Below are 2,887 nucleotides of genomic sequence, written 5' to 3'. Positions count from 1 at the left end.
AACGGTCTGAGGATGTCTTTGACAATCTTGGGAAATGAATTTATAATCATTATCAATTATTCTATTTTAATACTTCGCCCAGAATTTACCATATTTTGGGCTATTTTTATCACCTCTTTCTTAACATTCAACACTTGTGTTATAACGTAAATTAAGTTTTACACAAATAGGCTTTGGGTGTAATACAAGAATTCTCCAAAATCTTAATTGCCAGAGAATGTATATTCAAAACTAAAAATAGAGTTGATGACGAATAAATTAGCCGCAGGCTAACCCCCCATAAATGGAATTTAGGGGCTACCTCTTTGGACTTAATTTTGTGTGCTGTCCACCAACCTTACCACGAATAGATTATTCATAAATTTCAAAAATAGCCTTTCCCATTCCTTTCACCTTATCAACCAATTCTGGTGGCTGTACTACCTTCAAATTTCCGCCAAAACCCACTATCCAGCGTATAAATTCCACATCATTCAAAGACCATTTAGGTAACAGCACTCGAAGGCAATTAGGAAAATATTCATCCTTGGTTTTATTTAGACAAAAAATTGATTTTTGTAAACTTAATTTTCCTTTTTGCAAGGGTGGAGACATCTTAATTTGCTTGGGGTAAAATTTCTTAGTCCCTTCACTAATAAATCTGTATATATTATTGTTAAACCACAGCTCCACGGCCACACACACTGGAGAATCTTCTTGTAAACCATCACTCAAAAACTGATGTTGGTCACTGGTACTATTTCCCAAAAAAAGTCCCGCACTCGCCGTCGCCAATTTTTGTAATTTCTCTAAAGAATTTTTTTGTTCTGCTATGGTCCGGGATTTTTCTTGATGCTGACCCAAAAATAATCTATCTAAACGTTCAAATCGAAATAAACCAGCATATTTTCCGCTTTCGCACTCATAACCCAAATACCATGAAGTGTTACTAAATATGATTTCCAAGGGAAATGCTAAAAAAAAGCCTCCTTCATCCAAATTAAACTTACCACTACCTGCAAAACGAGCCAATTCTAGTAGTTGTCTGTTGCCTATAGCTTGTTCTAACTGGGGTAAATTTTTAGCCAGCGCATCTGAGGGTAAATAGTCTGAATTTATCACACCGCTCTTAGTGATTCCTTCTGCTGGATACACTTGATTTACAGCTAATTTAGTTTGCTCAATGCGAGTAGTAAAGGTTTTACATATTTCCCAAGCTATGGGATCATTTGAAATTTGAGCTTGGGACTGAAAAAGTTTAAACAGTCTCATAAATTCATATTGTGACAAAATCCCCGTCCCAGCAAAGTAACTCTCTCTTATAGAAAAGTTAGGTAAAATACCATAGGGCTTCAGCACATTGTCAATATCCTGACGAACAGAATCTAAATCTTTATCATTAATAATGTCATCTTTCTTGAGAGCAGACACGAAACTTGTCAAACTAGCTTGACCCCAATTGTGCAAAAATGGGTGATGGAGAATGAAGCGAATAATTTGCATCAATCTTTGGAAAGTTGGAAAATCAGAGTAAGGGTGAGTTGCTACACTTCCAGAGGTAACTGGGGCTGGTAGAGAGATAGGCAAAGAGGGAAAATCAGGAACATTATTAATATGAATGAAAAAATTTTCTTTTAGCCAGTGTAAATCTGATGCGATGGCCTCTGGTTGGGCGTAGATATTGCCGTATAACTTGCCTATACAGGCAGTGATTTCTGCCAAAGCACTGGTAAAATATGGAACCCTACCCAAAATATTCTCTAGCACAATAGGATAAGTTGATTGTAAATTACCAATACCCGGATAACGGACAATCAACGCAATCAAATAGATTAAACGTTCAAAATCCTGAAGACTGCTGTAGGAATGTAAAGTTATGTTACCATTGTGGCTAGAACCTTTGACAATCCTCCGGGGAAGCAGTGCAATTTGACGACGGATTTGGAAAAAATCGAACTTTGGTGAAGACAAATCAATAGTTGTCACAGTGGTAAAACCTTCAGCAGTTACTGGCGGAAAGTTTTGTAAAGATTTGTACATATTCTCAATAACTACTTCTGGAACTTGACGCGAGCGTTTTTGGTTCCACAACTTGCAAATTTGCAGGGGGGTTTGCAAATACCACCCCATCCATAAAGGAGAATCAGCCAGAGAATTAAGCCTACCGAGCAACTCCATCCGCCAAGCACGTTTGGCATTAGTGGCATCATAGATTACAGAGTGACCTGATGCAGTGGCCTGGACAATTTCAGACATTAGCTGTGCTTCAATTTCCCCCCAAACACCTTGAATAGAAGCATCGCCGTAAAGTTTTTCCCGAATTGCATCAGTAGAAACAATACGATAATTCGCCAGTTGAGCTAATTTATGGGCGAAGGTACTTTTCCCGCTACCGGGGACACCTATAAGGAAGTGACAAATCATCAAAGATAAAAGCCAAAAGTTGTTCTCTTTTAACTTTTAGCGCTTATTGATTTTCTGTCCAAGGTTTTCTCACAAATCACCTCACTTCAGCAATCAAAGCAGATAAATAAATAGCCGTCTTACGCAAGCACCAGTTGTAGATGTTTCCTGACCAAAAGTTCTGTTCAGCTTGGTTGCAGGGTTCCGACAATAGGTCGGTATCCCGACGTTAAATGAACTGTGGGAGTATGCTACATAAGTAAAACTAACAGTATGTATAATTTTTACTGATATTAATTTACTTGCTTAAGTTTTGTAAAGCAGTGTAAAGTGAACTCACAGACAAAAAAATACTTGTCTGACACATACAAAAACAAAAGCAATCATAAACAAATGACCACAACCTTACAACAGCGCCAAAGCGCCAACGTATGGGATCGCTTCTGCGAGTGGATCACCAGCACCGGCAACCGCATCTACATCGGTTGGTTCGGCGTACTAATGA

Annotated in this window: 1 protein-coding gene and 1 pseudogene; one reads left to right on the top strand and one right to left on the bottom strand. The window is 38.2% G+C overall.

The window, feature by feature from the left end; genetic code table 11:
• Positions 1–351: 351 nt before the first annotated feature.
• Complete coding sequence (locus tag NWP25_RS04525; RefSeq protein WP_280698934.1) at positions 352–2,403, bottom strand: WYL domain-containing protein; 2,052 nt, start codon at positions 2,401–2,403, stop codon at positions 352–354.
• A 372-nt stretch (positions 2,404–2,775) separates the two neighbouring features.
• On the opposite strand from NWP25_RS04525, the pseudogene NWP25_RS04520 reads away from it, so the two are divergent.
• Positions 2,776–2,887, top strand: a pseudogene (locus tag NWP25_RS04520) (photosystem II q(b) protein); the annotation flags it as partial.

The sequence above is a fragment of the Umezakia ovalisporum Ak1311 genome (assembly GCF_029891685.1).
GTDB classification, from domain to species: Bacteria; Cyanobacteriota; Cyanobacteriia; order Cyanobacteriales; family Nostocaceae; genus Umezakia; species Umezakia ovalisporum.
Note: the sequence above shows the minus strand (reverse complement) of the source record. Positions and strands in the feature narration are given on the sequence as shown.